Below are 18535 nucleotides of genomic sequence, written 5' to 3'. Positions count from 1 at the left end.
TCGTGCGGGAAGGCCAACCGTTCGGGCTTGCGCGGCCGGCGCTGGCGGATCAAGGGCGCATGAGCCGGTCATGACCGTCTCCGGGGCACTGGATCCTGATCCGTCTGGCGCTGGCGCCTTCCGGCACATTGCGCAGCAGGAACACGATCAGCAGGCCGTTTTCGAACGTCGCGCCCTGAACCTCAATGTGGTCGGCAAGATGGAACACCAGCCGAAACGCCCCGTGAGCGATGCCCTGATGCAGGTAGGTCGCACCTTCATCGCAGTGGGGGTTGCTTCCACAGACCGTGAGCACATCCTTTTCAAGCTTCAACTCAAGATCACTGGCGCTCAGCCCGGCCGCGGCAATCACGATCCGGTAATGGTCGCTGCCGTAGCGTTCGACGTTATGCGGCGGATAGCAAAGGGGTGTTTCGCTGTGCAGGGCAGATTCAAAGAATTCATTGAAGCGATCGAACCCCACGGATTGGCGGAACAGCGGCGCCAGTGCAGCAGTGGTGGCCATGTCAAAATCTCCTCAGCGTTTGCATGGTGATTAAGACGCGCGTCGTTTCTCGACGTCGCACTTAGCAGTTAGGCTCACCGGCTGGATTAATCAAGCGCCGCGCTGCAATCTCCCCTCAGATTTACGCTATCGGCGCGCAACATTCTGGCTATGCGCAGCCCAGGCGTGGCGCGTCGATTCCGTTGGTGCATCTTGCGTACGCCAGCCACCGCCTAATGCGACAGCCAGACCGACACTGGCCTGCAACCGGCTGGTGTCCACCGCCTGCAAGCGTCGTTGTGCGTCCAGGGCGGCGGTCTGGGCGGTCACCACATCCAGGTAATTCACAGCGCCTGCCTGATAGCTGCTGGTCGCCATGCGTTCGGCGCTGTTCGCGGCATCCACCGCGGCCTGTTGGTCCTGCGATTCCTGCTGCAAGTCCTTCAGTTGCCCCAGATTGTCTTCCACTTCACGCACCGCTTTGAGCACCTGGCTGTGGTACTGCGCGGCGGCTTCTTCAAACTCCGCCCTGGCCTGGCGTTCGTTGGCACTGCGCCGTCCGCCATCGAACAGCGGCAAATTGACCAGCGGTCCCAACGCCCAGTACCGATTGGCCGCAGCGAGCAGATTGCCGCTGCCCTGGGTCTGCCCGCCGAGCAGTCCGCTCAGGCTGAAATCCGGATACCACGCCGCCTTCGCCACGCCGATAGTGGCGTTGGCGGCGAACACCCGACGCTCTGCCGCGGCGATGTCCGGACGTTGCTGCAGCAGATCGCCGGGCAATGCTTGAGGGATGTCAGGCAGTTTCAACGGCTGTGCGTCATGCACCCGCGTGAATTCACTGGGCAGCACGCCCACCAGTTCGGCAATCGCGTGTTCGCTGAGGTCGCTCTGGGCGTTGACGTCGTCCAGCTGCGCCTGCGCTTGCGCCAGCTGGCTTTGCGCGCGGGTCAGGTCAAGTTGCGAGGCAATCTTGCCTTCATAGCGATCCCGGGTCAGCTGCAGCGCCTGGCCATAATCGTCGAGCGACGCCCTGAGAATCTTCGCCTGTGCATCCAGCCCGCGCGCCTGAACGTAAAGCGTTGCGAGCTGGCGTTGCAGGCTCAGCCGCGCGACCGCCAGATCATCGGCAGACGCCTGAGCCTGTGCATCGCCTGCGGCGACCTGATTGCGGATCCGGCCCCACAGGTCCATGTCGAAGCTCAGGCTGAGACCGGCCGTGTCGCTGTTGTAGATCGAAGGCTGCGTGGTGCCGCGCAGCGGTCGGCGATCCGACTGGCGCTGACGCAATGGTGCGACACTGGCCCCGACCTGCGGGAACAGCCCGGCATGCAACTGACTGGCGTAGGCCTGTGAAGCATCGTAATGCGCCAGCGCCGCTGCCAGATCAGGGTTCGCCGCGAGCAACCGCTGTTGCAGGTCGTCGAGCTGTCGGTCCTCGAATACCTGCCACCACTGGCGCTGGAGCTGGTCGGCGGGCTGTGCAGGGTGCCACGGGCCTGCGTCCTCCTTGTAATGCGCCGGCAGCGACACCGTCGGCGTCTGATAGGCGGGCGCCAGCGAACAGCCCTGCAGAGTCATGGCGATGATCAGGGCCAGACCTTCAAGCCTTGGGCGCATGCTCACCTCCGGCATCGGCCATGTGTACGGGGTCGTTCTCGCGCAAGGCGTCGGGCGGGTTGTCGATCACTTTGTCGGTGGCGTGCAGGCCTTGATCGATCACCAGCCGGTCGCCCAGGTCCATGGCGATATGGATGTCGCGCAGGTGCACATGGTCTGCTGCATCGAGGGTGGCGACCTGTGTGCCTTTGGCGCGGAAGATCAGTGCGCTGGCGGGAATGCTGACGCCCCGACCGCCGGCCGCCACGGGCAGGGTCGCGTCGGCATAATCGCCGGGCAGCAGCGAACCGTCCGGATTGTCGGCCACGAACTGCGCGAGCAGAGTGCCTGAGCGCGGATCGACCGCGGTGGAGTCGCCGAGCAGCGTGGCGTGGTACGTCACGCCCGGATGCTCAGGAACGCTCAGTTGCACCTGCATCGCGGGATGGATGACGCTGGCGTAATTCTGCGGGATCGGCACGTACAGGCGCAGGCGGCGCGTGTCGGCCATGCTGAACAGCGGACGGCCGCCGCCATCGTCAGCCTTGATCAACTGGCCGATGTCGGTGTTGCGCGCGGTGATCGTGCCGCTGAAAGGCGCGCGAATGGTTTTGTAAGCCGCGAGGTCCGACAGGCGCTGACAGTCGGCTTCGGCCGCCTGAACATCGGCCTTTGCCGCCGTGGCCGCGGACACCTTCTCGTCGACTTCCTGTTGTGACACCGATTGGGTTGCAAGCAGATGCTGCCAGCGCTCGGCGGTGGTCTGGGCGATCCGTGCGTTGGCCTGTTGTTGGGCCAGGTGCGCGCGGGTCAGCGCCAGTTGCTGATCCAGTTCGGGGCTGTCGATGTGGGCGAGCACCTGACCGGCCTGAACCTGCGCACCGATGTCGGCGCTCCAGTCTTTGAGGTAGCCGCTCACACGGGCGTTGATCGCCGCGTTGCTCCAGGCTTCGAGTCGCGCCGGCAAGCGCAGGGTATTTCCCTGAGCATTCTGCGACGGTGAGACCACGGTGACCACCGGCACCGACTGGCGCTCGGTCCAGTCCGCGACGGCGTGTTCGTGGCGGGTGCGCGCGGCCAGGCCGTTGGCGACCAGCAGCGCGGCCAGCGTCAGGCCGCCGATCCCGGTCAGCATGAGGCGTTTGCGCGTAGGGACGTGTTCAGACGACATGGGGTGTTTCTCCATCGATGGCGCTTGCCGGGGTGTCGGCGGATTGAGGTTTCGAGTGGCGGTGCACGAGGCTGAACACCACGGGCACGAACAGCAGCGTGGCCGTGGTCGCCAGAATCAGACCGCCGATGACCGCGCGTCCCAGTGGCGCGTTCTGTTCCTGGGAAAGCGCCAGCGGCAGCATCCCGATGATCATGGCCAGCGCGGTCATGCACACCGGGCGAAAGCGCGTGTAACCCGCTTCCAGTGCAGCGAGCAGGGCATCGCCATGTTCGGCCAGACGTTCCCGGCAGAAGCTGACCACCAGAATCGAGTTGGCCGTGGCCACGCCCATGCACAAAATGGCGCCGGTCAGCGCTGGCACCGACAGCGACGTCCCGCTGAGGAACAGCATCCAGACGATTCCGGCCAGCGCCGCGGGCAGGGCGGTGATGATCACGAACGGGTCGACCCACGACTGGAAGTTGACCACGATCAGCAGATAGATCAGCACCACGGCACCGAGCAGGCCGAGGCTCAAATCGCTGAAGGCTTCGTGCAGCGCGTCGATCTGACCGTGCAGGCTCACCACGGCGCCTTTGGGCCGAAGGTGCGCCATGCCATCGATGACCTTCTGCACGTCGGCCGCCACGCCACCCAGATCACGTCCCTGAACGTTGGCAAACAGGTCCAGCGTCGGTTCGATGTTGTAGTGGGTGACCACTGCCGGGCTGTTTACTCGCTTGATCGTCGCCAGCCCGCCGAGAATCTGCGACTGGCCGTCACTGCCGGTGATCGGCAAGGCTTCGAGGGTTGGCAGGCTGTCCAGCCGGTATTGCGGCGTGGCGGCGACCACCGAGTACGACACGCCGTTTTTCGGGTTGAGCCAGTACGTCGGCGCCACCTGCGAAGTCCCGGCCAGGGAAGCGCCGAGGCTGGTGGTCACGTCTTTCTCAGTGATGCCCAGCTGCTTGGCGCGCAGGCGATCCACGTTCACTTGCAGCGACGGGTAACCGGTGGACTGCTGAATGCGCAAGTCGGCGATCCCGGGAACATGCTCAAGCCGACGTTGCAGCTCCAGCGCATACGCGCGGTTGGCTTCGCCATTGGGGCCGGAGATCTTCACGTCCAGGGGCGCCGGATTGCCGAAGTTGAGAATCTGGCTGCTGATGTCCGCCGGCAGAAAGGCGAACTGGCTGCCGGGGAAGCTCTGCGGCAGGGCTTCGCGCAGGCGTTTGACGTAGTCGGCGGTTGGCGCGTGGCCTTCTTTGAGGGTGACCTGAATGTCGCCGTCCTGTGGGCCGATGGTGCCGCTGCTGCTGTAGGCCATGTCGATGCCGCTGAGGGGAATGCCGATGTTGTCGATCACCGTTTCCAGTTGATCAGCGGGAATGATCTCGCGGATGCGCTGTTCGATCCGGTCAAACGCCGCTGCACTTTCCTCGATCCGTGTGCCCAGAGGCAGACGCACATGCATCGACAGCGCGCCCGCGTCGGTGGCCGGGAAGAAGTCCTCGCCCAGGCTTGGCAACAGCGCAAAACTGGCGAGCACACAGGCGAGAAAACCGAGGAGGAAGACCCTGCGACGCTTCAGCGCCAGCCCGAGCAGGCCGTGGTAGACGTCACGAATCGCCGAGAAGCGATGTTCGAACCCTTGCTGAAATCGCAGCGCGCTACGCAGGAAAAGGTTGTGCTGACGGCCGTGCTGATCGCCTTCGTGATGGTTGATGAACGCATCTTCCGGATGGTGGCCGGGGCCGCCTTCCAGCACATGGGGCTTGAGCAGAAACATCGCCAGCGTCGGCACCAGGGTGCGCGACAGCAGAAAGGAGCTGCCCATGGCGAAGATCACTGCCAGCGCCATCGGCCGGAACAGGTAACCGGCGATGCCCTGCAACATGAACATCGGCACGAAGACGATGCAGATGCACAGCAGCGAGACGAACGCGGGGCCGACGATCTGCCGCGCGCCATCCATGATCGCGTCCTTCACCGCCTTGCCCTGTTCCAGGTGCCAGTTGATGTTCTCGATCGTCACCGTCGCGTCATCCACCAGAATCCCCACCGCCAGCGCCAGGCCGCCAAGGGTCATGACGTTGAGTGTCTGACCGCTGAGCGACAGCAGTGCGATGGCCGACAGGACCGCCAGGGGGATCGATGCCGCGATGATCAGCGTCGAGCGCCAACTGCCCAGAAACAGCAGGATCATCACGCTGGTCAGCAGTGCGGCAATGATGCCTTCGCGGGCAACGCTGCCGACCGATTCCTTGACGAATACCGAGGCATCGCCGAGCAGCGACGTCTTGAGCGCCGGCGGCAGGGTTTCGTTGATCAGCGGCAGCATGTTGCGGATGTCGTCGACAATCGACAGGGTCGAAATATTGCCGTTCTTCAGCGCAGGCATGAGCACCGCGCGACGGCCGTCGACGCGCACGACGTTGGTCTGCGGCGGGGAGCCGTCGCGCACGTGGGCAACCTGGCCGATGGTGATCAGCGCGCCGTCCACGGTCTTGATCGGCAGGTCGTTGAGTTCGTCAATGGCCTTGGGGCTGTTGTTCAGCAGCACGGTGTATTCGTCGCTGCCCATTTTCGCCGTGCCCACCGGAATGATCTGATTGCCCGCAGCCAGGGCATTGCCCACGTCTTGCGCCGACAGGCCTTTGGCCGCCAGCGCCTGCGGGTCGAGGTCCAGGGTGATCTGACGCTGTCTGCCGCCCATCGGTGTCGGCATCGCCAGGCCCGGCACGGCGCTGAGCGGCAGACGGATGCTGTTCTGCACCAGGTCGCGGATCCGCGCTTCCGACAGCGTCGGGCTGGAAAACGCCATCTGCAGGATCGGCACCGTCGAGGCGCTGTAATTGAGGATCAGCGGCGGCGTGATGCCGGCCGGCATCTGCTTGAGCACGGTCTGCGAGACCGCCGTTACCTGGGCGTTGGCCGTCCGGATATCGACGCCCGGCTGGAAGAAAATCTTGACGATGCCCATGCCCGGCAACGATTGCGACTCGATGTGCTCGATGTCGTTGACCGTGGTGCTGAGCGAGCGCTCGTAGGTGTAGATCACCCGACCGGCCATGGCATCGGGCGACAGGCCGGCGTATTGCCAGACCACCGCGACCACCGGAATACCGATGTCGGGGAACACATCGGTCGGCGTCTTCACGGCCGCCATCGGCCCGACGATACAGATGAAAATCGCCAACACGATGAACGTGTATGGCTTGAGCAATGCAGTCTTGACCAGCCCGAGCATGCCGGAAACCTCCCATTTCGAATCAGCGCAGTCTTGTTGCGCCGACCTAACAGGCAGCTTTCGAGCGAATGAACAAATAGTTAGTCCGGTGCACAAGGAGCTTTCATGGGGGATTCATTTGTTGTTCATGCGGGCGCCGCGCAGCCTTGGCCCCATCGAAATTCACCCTGCGCCACAGGGACTTTTTCAACTGCCGAGGTAGGTGTTCATGAAAGCCAGATCGTTGTTGCTCATCCCCATGTTAGGACTCGTCAGCGTGCTGTCGGCGTGTGCCGGGCCCATGCCCAAAGCCGACCCGAGCGAAGCATGGATCGGCCTGCAGGAAGAGCCTTCCGGGGTATTGATGGCCGAGGATCTGGACGGCAAGCGCCTGAATGACGGCCGCTATTTCGAAGTCAGACCCGGCGCCCACACCCTCGACCTGGATCTGATCGTGGAGCGGGGCGGGGACGACGGGCAAATGAATTGCGAGACGGGCATTCGCTTCGGCCAATTCAAAGCGGGCGAGCATTACACGCTGGTGGAATCGAGCCTGGGCGAAGAGTACCGGGTGAAGCTTGAGGATTCGCGGGGGCATCAGATTGGGCGTAGCAAGGATTTCACCTGTATGCCGGGGTGATGGGAAAGCTGGTTTGTGATCCGGGTAATGTCGCTGCAGGGGCAGAAGCGCGATCCAGGTGGGAGGAGCTTGCTCGCGAAGACTGAATTCCCACCGCCGCACGCCTGCCGGATGCACCGGCCTCTTCCCGGCTGAAGCCGGTCCTACAGACGCCGCATGCCTGCCGGATGCATCGGCCTCTTCCCGGCTGAAGCCGGTCCTACAGACGCCGCACGCCTGCCGGATGCACCGGCCTCTTCCCGGCTAAAGCCGGTCTTACAGAGGCCGCACGCTTGCCAGATGCGCCGGCCTATTCCCGGCTGAAGCCGGTCCTACAGACGCCGCGAGTTTTTCGTAGGACCGGCTTTAGCCGGGAAGCGGTTGGGTTTTTCGCATTTTCCTGTGCGATATCTCGGCAGGATTCCGGATATGTGAATGCTTCCCCGCGCATCCTGTTTCATTTTGTGACGTCGAATAGGCGCAGTCCAAACCCTCGCCAATACTGCGCGGGGGCGGAACATTCCCATACGTGGATTCGTGGATCAGTACTTCGCCGCCCGGGAGGTGGTGAATCGTTTGAAATACGAGTTTGGCCATGCAGTGACCGTCGATATTTTTATCAAGAACCATGATGGTTCCACCAAGTCCTACCGCCAGAACATTCAGCAAATTGACTCTCATGTACCCGAAACCTATGATCGGGCATCGCTTGAGTGCACGCTCAACTCCAGGAGGTTTGGATAATGGCTGCTCCACAAAAACTCAAAACAGTGAAGTCGACGCCGTTATCCGACTTCGTCCGCAACGCCACTTTCGAGGAGAAGGAGCGCGTTTACCTGGAGGTCATGGAGAAAGCCTGGGCGCGGCAGGAAAAGATCATCGAACAAGCCCGAAAAATGTAACGCCCCCCCAATGACAAAGCCGCCCCTGAGGCGGCTTTGTTGTATCACCCCAACGCCAACACCTGCCGGCACTCCAGCACCAGGCTTGCGCCGCCGGAGGGGCTGTTGCCGATGCGCAGTTTGAAGCCGTGCAGGTTGACGATCGCCGCGACGATGGACAGCCCCAGGCCGAAGCCGCTTTGCTGATTGCCTGTCTCGCTGCGGTAGAAACGCTTGAAAACCGCTTCGCGTTCGGCGTCGGGGATGCCGGGGCCGGTGTCCTGTACTTCGATGAACGTGGTGTCGCCTTCGGCCCGGGCGATGACCAGCACCTGGCCGCCCGGCGGGGTGAATTTGATCGAGTTGCTGAGCAGGTTCGACAGGGCTTCGAACAGCAGCGCGCGGTCGCCCACTACCGGCGGCAGGTATTCGGCGACTTTCAGTTGCAGCGAGACGCGGCCTTCCTCCGCCAGCGGCAAGTAGAAATCATGCAGTTCCTGCAGTAACGGCAGCGGATCCAGCTGGCCGAAGGCCGAGCGACGCTGATGATCTTCCAGCTCGGAAATCCGCAACAGGCCGCGAAAGCGCGCCATCAATGTATCGGCGTCGGCAATGACCTGGGCCATTTGCTCGCCTTGGGCGGAGTCTTCCGGCGATTGCTGCTGAATCCGGTAAAGCTGCGCGCGCAGGCGGGTCAGGGGCGTGCGCAGGTCATGGGCGATGTTGTCGCAGACGCCTTTGACCTCGTTCATCAACCGCTCGATGCGGTCGAGCATGGCATTGACGATGTCGGCGAGCATGTCCAGCTCGTCACGTCGATCGGACACCGGCAGGCGTCGGGTCAGGTCGCCGGTGACGATGGCTTCCGCGCTCGCCTGAATCGCACCGATGCGCCGCAGCGGCCGACGTCGCAGCAAATGCCAGCCCGCAGCGCCCGGGATGATCGTCAGTGAGATGCCCCACAGCAGCGCCCGCAGGATCAGCGTGGTCACGGCGAACAGCGAGCCGTTGTCGCGCACCAGCACCAGCCAGCGTTCATCGAGGGTGTGAATGGCCACCGCATCGCAGCTGGCACGGGGCAGATCGGGGTCGTCAGAGTCGATGCAGGTGTCCAGTTCCTGAATCTCGCCGGTGAGCTTCAGGCCCTCGGGAATCTCGCGGATCGGCCCGCTGATGGGTTTCAGGTCTTTGTCAAAAAGCCCGTAGGCGTCGACCGAGCGCATGTCGAACTTGTCGCTGGTGGCCAGTGCGTCATCGAGCTGCGCGCCTTCGAACCGGGAAAACAGCTGCTGGCGCTGCATCAGTGAATGGCGCGCGAGAGTGTTCAGATAACTGGTGACTTCCCAGTACAGCACCCCCATTAGGATGCTGCTCCAGGCCACGAACAGGAAACTGTACAGCGCCAGCAGTCGGCTGCTGGAGGAGCGCCAGCCCTTAGACGGGTTCGGCAATGACATAACCTGAGCCTCGAACGGTACGTATCAGCGGCGTCAGGGTAGGAGGATCGATTTTCTTGCGCAAGCGACCGATGTGCACATCGATGAGGTTGGTGCCGGGGTCGAAGTGATAACCCCAGACTTCTTCGAAAATCATCATGCGGGTGATGATCTGGCCGCTGTTGCGCATCAGGAATTCCAGCAGCTTGTATTCGGTGGGCAGCAGGTTCAGCGGCTGGCCGGCGCGGCTGGCTTCGCGGGTGATCAGGTTGAGCTCCAGATCGGCGACCCTGAGCATGGTTTCCGCCTGAGTAACGGGGTTGCTGCGGCGCAGCAGGACCTCGACACGAGCAGCCATCTCGTCGGATGCGAACGGTTTGGAGAGGTAGTCGTCGCCCCCGGCGCGCAGGCCGCGGACCCGTTCATCGACGTCGGACAGGGCACTGATCATCAGGATCGGCGTGGCAATGCCCAGTGCGCGCATGGTCGTGACAATCGCCAGGCCGTCGACCTCCGGCAGCATGCGATCCAGGGTGATCAGGTCGTAATCTCCGCTCACCGCGCGCACCAGGCCTTCGCGGCCGTTGTCGACCCAATCCACCTGAAGCCCGTGGCTGCTTAACTCAGCCACGATTTCCTTGGCGGTGACGGCATCGTCTTCGATTGTCAGGATTCGGGTCATTGGATGTCTGAACCACGTAGTGACTGAAGGCCATATTTTGCCTTTAAACGTAGCCAAAATTTCTTAAAAATAATTTAAGAAGGGCGAAGGGCATTGTTTTCAGCTCAACACAGGGTCTTGCGACTCTGCGTCATACGCCCTTGCGTCCGTTGTCTTCCCGATCCTGCCCCGTGGGTTGCTTGCGCTGCGCCCCTTGCTTCTTCGGCGCGCCGCTCTCGCTGCGAATCTGCGCATGGCTGATCAACGCGAAGATGAAGCTGCCACCGATGATATTGCCGGCCAGGGTCGGGCCTGCGAACACCATCCAGAACTCCCTCCAGCTCAGCTCACCGGCGAAGACCAGGTACGACACTTCCGCCGAACCCACGACGATGTGGGTGAAATCGCCCAGTGCCATCAGGTACGTGATCATCACGATGATCACGATCTTGGCGTTCTCCATCGACGCAATCATCCAGACCATCGTCGCGATCATCCAGCCTGAAATGATGCCTTTGGCGAACATTGTGTTCACATCGTTTTCCATGACCTTGCGGCCGATCTCGAGGAAAGCCGCGTCAGTCTTTGGATCGAAGATCGGCAGATGGAGCATGACGTAGGCCACCAGCAGGGTGCCGCACAGGTTGCCCACCAGCACCACGCTCCACAGCCGGAACAGGCGACCGATATTGCTCAGGGTGAACTTGGTCATCACCGGCAGAACCGCCGTGATGGTGTTTTCCGTGAACAGTTGCTGACGTGCCAGGATCACCGCCAGAAAGCCTGCGCTGTAACCGAAGCTGGCGATGGCCTTGAAACCTTCGCCGTCGGGGAGTCTGGAATTGAGCAGCCCCATGGCCATCAGCGAAAGGCCCATGGTCAGACCTGCTGCCAGTGCGGACCAGAACAGCGCCGCGACGTTGCGCTCGAGTTCCTGATCGCCCTGCATGCGGATCGTCTCGTGCAGAACGGCGGCCCGGGGCGGCTGGTTTTCATCGATATCGCGTTCTTCTTCGGGCGTCAGGCCGGGGGTTTTGCCGTCTTGTTCAGTGTCCATGCTGCTTCTCTTGGGTAGTCTGGCGGTTTGCTGAGGGAGACGGTCAGTTTTTTCGGTGTACCTGCTGCGCCGTGCTGTTGGTTGAGACACAATCCGCTCCCCGTCGTTCGCCCCTGCGCGGCGGCTTTTCATTGATTCGGGAGACCCCGCCGTGACCCTTCATATTCGAGACGCTAGCCGCGCCGATGCCGCCGTGATTCTGGGCTTCATCACCGAGCTTGCGATCTACGAAAAAGCCGAGCACGAGGTCAAGGCCAGCGTCGCCGACATCGAGCGCAGCCTGTTTGACGAGCCGTCACCGGCCAAGGCGCTGATTTGCCTGCTGGACGACCAGCCCATCGGTTTTGCGGTGTATTTCCTCAGCTATTCGACGTGGCAGGGCCGCAAGGGGCTGTACCTGGAAGACCTGTTCGTGTCTGCCAGCCAGCGCGGGATTGGCGCGGGCAAGCAACTGCTGCGGCATCTGGCGAAGATCGCCCATGACACCGGATGCGGTCGTTTCGAATGGAGCGTGCTGGACTGGAACCAGCCCGCGATCGATTTCTATAAATCGATTGGCGCCGAGCCGCAGGACGAGTGGGTGCGGTATCGGATGGAAGGGGAAGGACTGAAGCGGTTTGCGTCGGGGCAGGATTGACGAAGAGTTATCGTTTAAATCAGATCCTGTAGGAGCGTGGCTTGTCCCGCGAACGGCTGCGCAGCGGTCGTAAAACCTGTTTCCACGGTGTGTCTGATACACCGAGCAGTCTGGTTTTACTGCCACTTCGCGCCAGTTCGCGGGACAAGCCACGCTCCTACAAAGCAAGCGCGTTGATGTTCAAAAGCGGGTTCAGCCAGTCACATCAGCACTATCAATCCGCACCACACCCGCTGCCGTCAGGTCCTGCCACGCCTTTTCCAGCGACCCGCCGAGGTCGATCGCCTTGCACGCGTCAGCGATCACCCACGTGTTGAACCCGGCCGCTCGCGCATCCAGCGCCGACCACGCCACACAGAAATCCAGCGCCAGACCGACCACGAACACGCTGTCGATGCCGCGCTCCTTCAGGTAGCCGGCCAGGCCGGTCTGGGTGCTGCGGTCTGCTTCGACGAATGCCGAATAGCTGTCGATGCCGGCATTGCAGCCCTTGCGCAGGATCAGCTGGGCATGAGCGATGTCGAGGTCGGCGTGCAGCCGGGCGCCCTGCGTGCCTTGCACGCAATGGTCAGGCCACAGCGTCTGCGCGCCGTAAGGCAGGGTGATGCTGTCGAACGGGCTGCGCCCGGCATGGCTCGATGCGAAGGAAATATGCCCGGCAGGGTGCCAGTCCTGGGTGATCACCACGTTGCGAAACTGCGCGCCGAGGCGGTTGATCAGCGGCACCAGCGCATCGCCCTCGGCCACCGCAAGCGCGCCGCCGGGCATGAAGTCGTATTGCATGTCGATGACCAGCAGCGCAGCACGCGGGTCGCCGGGCAACAGGTCGAGGGAAGTGGTCATCCTCTGAGTCCTTGAGCAGTGTCTGGAAACACCGCCATTGACGCACAGACCCGCGCGGGCCGGTATTCACGTCAGTGGCGGCCGGTTCGTCAGGCGAAAACGCGGATCGGCTTGCCGGCATGCCAGGCCTGGATATCCTCGATCATCTGGCTGAAGAACATCTGGTAGTTGTTCTGAGTGACGTAGCCCACGTGCGGCGTTGCCAGCAGATTCGGCAGGCTGCGGAACGGATGGTCCTTGGGCAGCGGCTCGATACCGAAGACGTCCAGCGCCGCGCCGGCGATCTTCTTCTGCTGGAGAACCTCGATCAGGGCTTCTTCATCGACAATCGGGCCGCGCGCGGTGTTGACCAGATAGGCCGTCGGTTTCATGCGATTCAAGGATTGTGCGTCCACCACACCGCGGCTGCGGTCGCTGAGCACCAGATTGACCGAAATCACGTCCGACTGCTCGAACAGTGCCTGCTTGCTGACGTAAGTCACGCCGTGCTCGGCAGCGCGCTCGGCGGTGAGGTTTTCACTCCAGGCGATCACCTTCATGTCGAACGCCTGAGCGTAACGGGCGATCTTCTGGCCTATGCTGCCCAGACCCACGATGCCCAGCGTCTTGCCGTACAGGTCGCTGCCGATGCCGATCTGCCAGTTTCCGGCGCGCAGCGAATTGGCCTCGTCGACGATGTTGCGCGTCAGCGCCATGATCAGCGCCCAGGTCAGCTCGGGCGCTGCATATTTGTAGCTGTCAGTGCCCACGACCGTGATGCCCAGACGCGCTGCGGCCTTGAGGTCCAGCGCGGCATTACGCATGCCGCCGGTGACCAGCAGCTTCAGATCGGGCAGTTGGCTGAGCAGGGCGTCGTCGAAGATCGTGCGCTCGCGCATCACGCAGATCACATCGAAATCTTTCAGGCGGGCAACCATCGTCGCGGTGTCGGCAGGATAGTCGTGGAGGAACGTGACGTTGCCGATCGGCTTGAGGGCTGTCCAGTCCACCACGTCTTGTGCAACGGATTGCCAGTCATCGAGTACGGCAATTCTCAGCGCGGAATCCTGAGTCATCTATCTAGGCCTCGTTCAAGGAGCACATTGGATTTGTGGCGCTCACAGTACGCCTGAGCAAGTGTCGGAGCGAATTTTTTCGCGATGAGAGGGTGCAGGCAACAGGGGGATGCAAGTGCCCCGGCGTCTTGCGAAGTGGCTCAGTTGAACAGGCCGGCGGCAATGTTGATCGAGAACCCGAGTATCGAGGTGTTGAACAGGAAGCCAATCAGCGACTGCGCCAGCACCACTTTTCGCAGGCTTCGGGTGGCCACGCCGACATCTGACGTCTGCACGGCAACGCTGATGGTGAAGGAGAAGTAAAGGAAATCCCAGTAATCAGGGTTCTGCTCGCCGTCGGCGAAGCGCAGGGCAGCCTTTTCTCCGTTCCAGGTGTAGAACATCCGCGCGTAGTGCAGGCTGAACACCACGCCGGTCAGCAGCCACGAACCGATAATCGTGAAGCCGGTAAACGCGTAATGCAGCGCCTTGTCGCTGGGTGTCATGCCCTTGATGCCGGCCAGCTCCAGAACGATGGCGGCCAGGCTCGCGAGCGCCGCAACGCTCACCACCATCAGCACCAGACCGGCGTTTTCGTCTTCGACTTCGGCGATGCGTCTGACGTCTTCGGCATTGGATTTGAACGTGCGCTGCATGATCAGGATCATGTAGATCCACCCGGCCACGTTCCACGCAATCAGGCATTTGCTGGTCAGTGTGATGTCGGGTGCGATGAATGAAGCGGCGATCCCGGCGGCAATACCGAGCCCGGTGGCGATGGTCAGGCGAGGATGAGTCTGGGTGAGATGGGACATGGACGGCGTCGCAGCAGTGGAATGGGCAAACCATAGCATGCGGTGATGGCACCGGCGGGTGAAGAAAAACGGCGCGCAAGGGGTTACGCGCCGGTCGCCAGTCGGCAATTTACGTGGATCGGTTCAAGCGGGCGGGCAGGCCGGGTTCAGCGAACCAGGCACGGCTGCTTGTTGTTGAATTTCCAGTCTGGAACGAGGAACTGCATGGCCACGCTGTCATCGCGCGCGCCCAGGCCCATGCCTTTGTACAGCTCATGCGCCTTGGCCACCTGGTCCATGTCGATTTCCACGCCCAGCCCCGGCTTCTTCGGCACTTGCACGTTGCCGCCGATGATCTGCAACGGCGCTTTAGTCAGGCGCTGGCCGTCCTGCCAGATCCAGTGCGTGTCGATCGCGGTAATGTTGCCCGGCGCAGCGGCGGCCGCGTGGGTGAACATCGCCAGAGAGATGTCGAAGTGGTTGTTGGAATGCGAGCCCCAGGTCAGGCCCCATTCGTTGCACATCTGCGCCACGCGCACCGAGCCTTGCATGGTCCAGAAGTGCGGGTCCGCCAGCGGGATGTCCACCGACTGCAACTGGATCGCGTGGCCCATCTCGCGCCAGTCGGTGGCGATCATGTTCGTGGCCGTGCGAAGGCCGGTGGCGCGGCGGAATTCGGCCATCACTTCGCGTCCCGAGTAACCGTTTTCCGCACCGCACGGGTCTTCGGCGTACGCCAGCACCTTATGTTGATCGCGGCACAGACGGATGGCCTCTTTCAGCGACCAGGCGCCGTTCGGGTCAAGGGTGATGCGCGCTTTCGGAAAACGCTCGGCCAGCGCGGTCACCGCTTCGATTTCCGCATCGCCGCTGAGCACGCCGCCCTTGAGCTTGAAGTCCTCGAAACCGTATTGCGCGTACGCAGCCTCGGCCAGACGCACCACGGCTTCCGGGGTCAGGGCCTCCTCGTGACGCACGCGAAACCAGTCGTTCTCGGCGTCGTTTTCCGTGCGGTAGGGCAGGTTGGTTTTCTTCTGGTCGCCGACATAGAACAGGTAACCGAGCATTTTCACCTGGTCGCGTTGCTGGCCTTCGCCGAGCAGGGCCGCCACCGGCACTTCCAGGTGCTGGCCAAGCAGGTCGAGCACCGCCGCTTCGATGCCCGTCACTGCGTGAATCGTGATGCGCAGGTCGAACGTCTGCAGGCCGCGACCGCCGGCGTCGCGTTCAGCGAAGGTGCGGCGCACGTCATTGAGAATTTTCTGATAGTTGCCAACGGTGCTGCCGACGACCAGCGAGCGGGCGTCTTCCAGGGTCTGACGAATTTTCTCACCGCCTGGAATCTCGCCGACGCCGGTGTGCCCGGCGTTGTCCTTGAGGATGACAATGTTGCGGGTGAAATAAGGCCCGTGAGCGCCGCTCAGGTTGAGCAGCATGTCGTCATGGCCGGCAACCGGAATGACCTGCATCTCGGTGATGACGGGAGTGCTGCCGGAGTTCTGTGTGGTCATGGCTAAATCCTTAGTGGTACGTGAAGCCGTAGCAACGAGGTTTCAGGGATCAGGAATGGCTGGCGGTTGCGCTGACTTTTTCGACCGGCACGGCACCGGGCTTTGGCGTCGTGCGCACGGTGAACACCAGAATCGCGGCGATGATCGAGGTCGCGGTCAAGCCGTAGAGGCCGCCCTGGATGGAGCCGGTCTGCTGTTCGAGGATGCCGAAGGTGGTCGGCGCAACGAAGCCGCCGAGGTTGCCCACCGAGTTGATCAACGCGATGACGCCTGCGGCGATGCGTGCATCCAGGTAGCCCTGCGGGATCGGCCAGAACAGCGACGAAGCCGATTTGAAGCCCATGGCCGCGAAGCAGATGGCGATGAACGCGAAGACCGGGCCGCCGGTGGTGGACATGAACATCCCTGCGGCAGCGATCAGCAATGCCGTCGCGACCCATGCCTGCTGATGCTTCCACTTGGCCGACAACGAGGCGAAGCCGTACATGCAGACGATGGCGATGAACCAGGGAATCGAGTTGAACAGGCCGACCTGGAAGTCGCTCAGATCGCCCATTTTCTTGATGATGCTGGGCAGCCAGAACGTCGCGGCATAAATGGTCAGCTGGATGAAGAAATACATCAGGCAGAACAGGATGATCTGCGGATCCTTGAGCAGCTTGCCAATGGTCAGCTTGACCGGGCTTGCGGCCTCACGGGCACGCTGTTCGGCGTCGATGGCCTCGACCAGCGCGTCCTTTTCGGCGGCGCTCAGCCACTTGGCATCGTGGGGTTTGGAGTCCAGCCAGAACCAGACGAAGAAGCACAGGCCGACCGAGAACATCCCCTCGATGAAGTACATCCACTGCCAGCCGTGCATGCCCAGGCCTTCGATCTGTAGCAGCAGGCCGGAGAGCGGTCCGGAAATCAGCGAGGCGAATGCCGAGCCGCTGAGGAAGATCGCAATCGCCTTGCCCCGTTCGACGCTTGGCAGCCAGCGGGTGAAGTAATAGATCACCCCGGGAAAGAAGCCTGCCTCGGCCACACCCAGCAGAAAACGCAGGATGTAGAAATGGGTTTCGGTCTGGATGAACGCCATGCCGGCGGCCACCAGACCCCAGGTCAGCATGATGCGGGTCAGCCAGATGCGTGCGCCGACCTTCTGCAGAAGGATGTTGGAGGGGACTTCGAACAGCGCGTAAGCGATGAAGAACAAGCCGGCGCCAAAGCCGTAGGCGGCGGCGCCGATGCCCAGGTCATGTTCCATGTGACTACGTACGAAGCCGATATTGACCCGGTCGATGTAGTTGACGATGAACATGATGACGAACAGCGGCAGGATGTGCCGTTTGACTTTCGAGACCGCCGACAGCAAGACGGAATCGTCCGCGTCATGCACCCGAGATGAGGATGTATTCACTCTGATTAACTCCCACTGATTATTTTTATGCGGGTTGGAGCTTCTGTGTGTGACAAGGTGTGTGCGCCTTGTTGTTAGTCATCATACAAGTAAGGGCGTCTTCCGCAACCGGTTTTACCGGGCTTGCAGGAATTTTTTTGCCGGAATAATCTTGCTTGTCTGACAAGTTGGATGAGTGCCTCTCAGCCTTGAGAAGCCCTGCTTTGCGGGGGTCTGGCCTTGCGCCGAGCGCTTGCTGATATTCGCAAGCGGCGATTGAGCCAACTCATCCAGCCCGGAAAAATACAAGTGCGCCGGATGCGGTTCCGGCGTGAAATCTGCCACTGATCGGACAACCTCCATGCCGACGCCAGCTTATGTTGCTCCAAAAAGACGCCAGCACAACCTCGCCACTGACCTGGTCACCGATCTGAGTCAGCGGATCCTGATGGGCAGCATCGCGCCGGGTGCCAAGCTGCCGTCCGAGAGCGAAATCGTCCGCGAGCATGGCGTCAGCCGGACAGTCGTGCGCGAAGCCATTTCCAAGTTGCAGGCTTCAGGGCTGGTGGAAACCCATCAGGGCAAGGGCACCTTCGTGTTGCCACGTTCGGAGCAGAGCGGCTTGCACCTGAAAATGGAAACCGTGTTCAGCGTGCGGCACATCATCGAACTGCGCATGGGGCTTGAAACCCAGGCCGTTGCCCTGGCGGCACAGCGTCGTACTCAGGAGCAATTGGTGGCGATGCGCGCGGCGCTCGATGACTATCAGGATCTGCTCGCCAAGGAGGACAGCTGCGTGGAAGCAGACCGGCGCTTTCATCTGCTGATCGCCGAAGCGACAGGCAACCCTTATTTCGTCGAAATCCTGCAGAACCTCGGCAACGCCGTCATTCCGCGCAGCCGCATCGCCTCGAGCGAGCGCGCAGGGTCGAGCCTCACTCACCATGCTTACCTGGCGAACCTCGAACACGAGGCGATCCTGGCCGCCATCCGCCGCCAGGACCCCGACGCCGCACGCGCCGCAATGTGGACACACCTGAGCAACAGCCGCGAACGGCTGGCACCTGTGGAATAAGAGAAATCAGCCTTCCCGGCTAAAGCCGGTCCTACGGAAAGGTTGCCGCGCCTGTAGGACCGGCTTCAGCCGGGAAGAGGCCGGTACATCGCTGGCTATGCAGTGTTTGGAAATCAGCCTTCGCGAGCAAGCTCGCTCCTACAG

17 protein-coding genes are annotated in these 18535 nt (G+C 62.0%); 4 read left to right on the top strand and 13 right to left on the bottom strand.

Going from position 1 to position 18535, the window contains the following annotated elements:
• Positions 1-49 precede the first annotated feature (49 nt).
• The 4 genes from QRN36_RS19855 to QRN36_RS19840 form a co-directional block, all read right to left on the bottom strand.
• Positions 50-505 (bottom strand): Hsp20 family protein, encoded by a 456-nt coding sequence (locus tag QRN36_RS19855; RefSeq protein WP_285425634.1) that lies wholly within the window; start codon positions 503-505, stop codon positions 50-52.
• Positions 506-631: 126 nt separating this feature from the next.
• On the bottom strand, positions 632-2104 hold the full coding sequence (locus tag QRN36_RS19850) for an efflux transporter outer membrane subunit (RefSeq protein WP_285425633.1): 1473 nt from the start codon (positions 2102-2104) through the stop codon (positions 632-634).
• Positions 2088-3254, bottom strand: a complete 1167-nt coding sequence (locus QRN36_RS19845) for an efflux RND transporter periplasmic adaptor subunit (RefSeq protein WP_285425632.1) — start codon at positions 3252-3254, stop codon at positions 2088-2090. The genes QRN36_RS19850 and QRN36_RS19845 overlap by 17 nt, the downstream gene beginning before the upstream one ends.
• A complete protein-coding gene (locus QRN36_RS19840; protein ID WP_285425631.1) occupies positions 3244-6486 on the bottom strand; it encodes an efflux RND transporter permease subunit in 3243 nt (1080 codons plus the stop codon). Before QRN36_RS19840 ends, QRN36_RS19845 begins: the two co-directional genes overlap by 11 nt.
• A gap of 208 nt (positions 6487-6694) precedes the next feature.
• Between QRN36_RS19840 and QRN36_RS19835 the strand changes: the two genes are divergently transcribed.
• A complete protein-coding gene (locus QRN36_RS19835; protein ID WP_285425630.1) occupies positions 6695-7105 on the top strand; it encodes a hypothetical protein in 411 nt (136 codons plus the stop codon).
• Between the two features lie 345 nt (positions 7106-7450).
• Here QRN36_RS19835 and QRN36_RS19830 read toward each other — a convergent pair whose 3' ends face one another.
• Entirely contained in the window at positions 7451-7765 is a 315-nt protein-coding gene (locus QRN36_RS19830) for a hypothetical protein (RefSeq protein ID WP_285425629.1), read from the bottom strand.
• Positions 7766-7827: 62 nt separating this feature from the next.
• Between QRN36_RS19830 and QRN36_RS19825 the strand changes: the two genes are divergently transcribed.
• Positions 7828-7986, top strand: coding sequence for a hypothetical protein (locus QRN36_RS19825; RefSeq protein WP_285425628.1), 159 nt, complete (start codon positions 7828-7830; stop codon positions 7984-7986).
• Positions 7987-8030: 44 nt separating this feature from the next.
• On the opposite strand, the gene QRN36_RS19820 is transcribed toward QRN36_RS19825, so the two are convergent.
• The 3 genes from QRN36_RS19820 to QRN36_RS19810 form a co-directional block, all read right to left on the bottom strand.
• Positions 8031-9422, bottom strand: coding sequence for a HAMP domain-containing sensor histidine kinase (locus QRN36_RS19820; protein ID WP_285425627.1), 1392 nt, complete (start codon positions 9420-9422; stop codon positions 8031-8033).
• A complete protein-coding gene (locus QRN36_RS19815) occupies positions 9400-10083 on the bottom strand; it encodes a response regulator transcription factor (RefSeq protein ID WP_093467438.1) in 684 nt (227 codons plus the stop codon). Before QRN36_RS19815 ends, QRN36_RS19820 begins: the two co-directional genes overlap by 23 nt.
• A 130-nt stretch (positions 10084-10213) precedes the next feature.
• Positions 10214-11119, bottom strand: coding sequence for a formate/nitrite transporter family protein (locus tag QRN36_RS19810; protein ID WP_285425626.1), 906 nt, complete (start codon positions 11117-11119; stop codon positions 10214-10216).
• Between the two features lie 151 nt (positions 11120-11270).
• On the opposite strand from QRN36_RS19810, the gene QRN36_RS19805 reads away from it, so the two are divergent.
• Positions 11271-11756, top strand: coding sequence for a GNAT family N-acetyltransferase (locus QRN36_RS19805; protein WP_285425625.1), 486 nt, complete (start codon positions 11271-11273; stop codon positions 11754-11756).
• Between the two features lie 192 nt (positions 11757-11948).
• On the opposite strand, the gene pncA is transcribed toward QRN36_RS19805, so the two are convergent.
• From pncA to QRN36_RS19780, 5 genes are all read right to left on the bottom strand, one after another.
• Complete coding sequence (gene pncA, locus QRN36_RS19800; RefSeq protein ID WP_285425624.1) at positions 11949-12599, bottom strand: bifunctional nicotinamidase/pyrazinamidase; 651 nt, start codon at positions 12597-12599, stop codon at positions 11949-11951.
• A gap of 89 nt (positions 12600-12688) precedes the next feature.
• Positions 12689-13654, bottom strand: a complete 966-nt coding sequence (locus QRN36_RS19795) for a D-2-hydroxyacid dehydrogenase family protein (RefSeq protein ID WP_285425623.1) — start codon at positions 13652-13654, stop codon at positions 12689-12691.
• 140 nt (positions 13655-13794) lie between these two features.
• Positions 13795-14448, bottom strand: coding sequence for a DUF1345 domain-containing protein (locus QRN36_RS19790; RefSeq protein ID WP_285425622.1), 654 nt, complete (start codon positions 14446-14448; stop codon positions 13795-13797).
• Positions 14449-14594: 146 nt separating this feature from the next.
• Complete coding sequence (gene gudD, locus QRN36_RS19785; protein WP_285425621.1) at positions 14595-15938, bottom strand: glucarate dehydratase; 1344 nt, start codon at positions 15936-15938, stop codon at positions 14595-14597.
• Between the two features lie 49 nt (positions 15939-15987).
• Positions 15988-17337: an MFS transporter gene (locus QRN36_RS19780; protein WP_285425620.1), complete on the bottom strand. Its 1350-nt coding sequence runs from the start codon at positions 17335-17337 to the stop codon at positions 15988-15990.
• 340 nt (positions 17338-17677) lie between these two features.
• On the opposite strand from QRN36_RS19780, the gene QRN36_RS19775 reads away from it, so the two are divergent.
• Positions 17678-18391 carry a FadR/GntR family transcriptional regulator gene (locus tag QRN36_RS19775; protein ID WP_285425619.1) on the top strand — a complete coding sequence of 238 codons (714 nt, stop codon included), beginning with the start codon at positions 17678-17680 and terminating at the stop codon, positions 18389-18391.
• Positions 18392-18535 lie beyond the last annotated feature (144 nt).

Source organism: Pseudomonas sp. efr-133-TYG-103a (assembly GCF_030209235.1).
Taxonomy (GTDB): Bacteria; Pseudomonadota; Gammaproteobacteria; order Pseudomonadales; family Pseudomonadaceae; genus Aquipseudomonas.
This window is presented reverse-complemented; position numbering and strand designations above follow the sequence as displayed.

Bases quoted from the DNA above. Each gene is read 5' to 3' on its own strand.
- QRN36_RS19855 (WP_285425634.1), bottom strand. From the start codon at position 505: ATGGCCACCACTGCTGCACTGGCGCCGCTGTTCCGCCAATCCGTGGGG.
- QRN36_RS19850 (WP_285425633.1), bottom strand. From the start codon at position 2,104: ATGCGCCCAAGGCTTGAAGGTCTGGCCCTGATCATCGCCATGACTCTG.
- QRN36_RS19845 (WP_285425632.1), bottom strand. From the start codon at position 3,254: ATGTCGTCTGAACACGTCCCTACGCGCAAACGCCTCATGCTGACCGGG.
- QRN36_RS19840 (WP_285425631.1), bottom strand. From the start codon at position 6,486: ATGCTCGGGCTGGTCAAGACTGCATTGCTCAAGCCATACACGTTCATC.
- QRN36_RS19835 (WP_285425630.1), top strand. From the start codon at position 6,695: ATGAAAGCCAGATCGTTGTTGCTCATCCCCATGTTAGGACTCGTCAGC.
- QRN36_RS19830 (WP_285425629.1), bottom strand. From the start codon at position 7,765: ATGAGAGTCAATTTGCTGAATGTTCTGGCGGTAGGACTTGGTGGAACC.
- QRN36_RS19825 (WP_285425628.1), top strand. From the start codon at position 7,828: ATGGCTGCTCCACAAAAACTCAAAACAGTGAAGTCGACGCCGTTATCC.
- QRN36_RS19820 (WP_285425627.1), bottom strand. From the start codon at position 9,422: ATGTCATTGCCGAACCCGTCTAAGGGCTGGCGCTCCTCCAGCAGCCGA.
- QRN36_RS19815 (WP_093467438.1), bottom strand. From the start codon at position 10,083: ATGACCCGAATCCTGACAATCGAAGACGATGCCGTCACCGCCAAGGAA.
- QRN36_RS19810 (WP_285425626.1), bottom strand. From the start codon at position 11,119: ATGGACACTGAACAAGACGGCAAAACCCCCGGCCTGACGCCCGAAGAA.
- pncA (WP_285425624.1), bottom strand. From the start codon at position 12,599: ATGACCACTTCCCTCGACCTGTTGCCCGGCGACCCGCGTGCTGCGCTG.
- QRN36_RS19795 (WP_285425623.1), bottom strand. From the start codon at position 13,654: ATGACTCAGGATTCCGCGCTGAGAATTGCCGTACTCGATGACTGGCAA.
- QRN36_RS19790 (WP_285425622.1), bottom strand. From the start codon at position 14,448: ATGTCCCATCTCACCCAGACTCATCCTCGCCTGACCATCGCCACCGGG.
- gudD (WP_285425621.1), bottom strand. From the start codon at position 15,938: ATGACCACACAGAACTCCGGCAGCACTCCCGTCATCACCGAGATGCAG.
- QRN36_RS19775 (WP_285425619.1), top strand. From the start codon at position 17,678: ATGCCGACGCCAGCTTATGTTGCTCCAAAAAGACGCCAGCACAACCTC.